The organism is Desulfovibrio sp. OH1186_COT-070 (assembly GCF_003860215.1).
In the GTDB taxonomy this organism is placed as follows: Bacteria; Desulfobacterota; Desulfovibrionia; order Desulfovibrionales; family Desulfovibrionaceae; genus Desulfovibrio.
Genome location: NZ_RQYH01000097.1, coordinates 1 through 1,005 on the forward strand (window position 1 = coordinate 1; position 1,005 = coordinate 1,005).

The following is a 1,005-nucleotide window of genomic DNA, read 5'->3' on the forward strand; positions in this document are numbered from 1 at the left end:
TCACCATCATAACTATTTTTATTTCTTATTCTTTTTCTCCGCTTATATTCTTCTTTAGAAATTACTATTGTCATATATCTTTGCTCTTCTTTAGTAATTTCTAATAGCTCTATAAGAGTTTCATTCCTATACTTATATTGTTTATTTTTATCTAAATAACACCTTTCAGCACTCCTAGTTGCTCTTATAACTTCTCTTTCACTTAAAGCTTGTCTAAACATACTATTAAGTTCTAAAACGTCATTTAACGCCTTCTCAATGTCTTCTGTAAAGCTACAAATATAATATCTATATAAAAATAATATAAGCTCTCTATGTCCTTTTAAATCATATTCTCTTAGTTCACAAAGTTTTATTATGTCTTGTATTCTTCCATAATATAAACTTCTTTCCCTATAAATATAATTTATTTTACTTGGTCTACCTTTTTTCTTTTCATATGGTCTTAATTCAGGTAAAAATTCATTTTGTATTTCTCTTAAGTCATAAATATATTCGTACTCATCTAATATATTAACTACTGTTTTTGATTTAGAGTTTATACTTCCCGGAACTCTTAATATCCTAGTTGCGTCTAAGGCTTGTCTATCTGCTCCAAAACATTTTAATTGATTATATAAATATTCTTGAACTGCTTTCCACAATGGTAATGCTTTACTAGGTACTGCATTTATTATCCAAATTAAATACATTCCTCTTCCACTATCTATTACATAGTTTGGTATAGGAATACTTTGATTAAAATAATTCTTTTCTAAATCCATTAATACCTGATTTCTAGTTTTGCCAGTTTTATAATAATCCAAGTCTATAAACAATGTATTTAACTCTTTTATGTTTTCTAACCTCCTACAAGGCTTATAGAAGGTATTTAAAGTTATATAGATATTTTCATCTCTCATATCTAAATCTTTTAATTCAGCGTATTTATAGTGCCATTGACTATATCCTTTTTTATCTATAACACTCCTGGTTATCCACCCTTTACTTCTACTATGAATATTA

General features: G+C 26.7%; 1 protein-coding gene. It reads right to left on the reverse strand.

What is annotated here, in order from left to right; genetic code table 11:
* Positions 1-1,005 (reverse strand): DNA-binding response regulator (locus EII23_RS12000; RefSeq protein WP_124793552.1); only part of this gene is annotated, 1,005 nt, incomplete at both ends.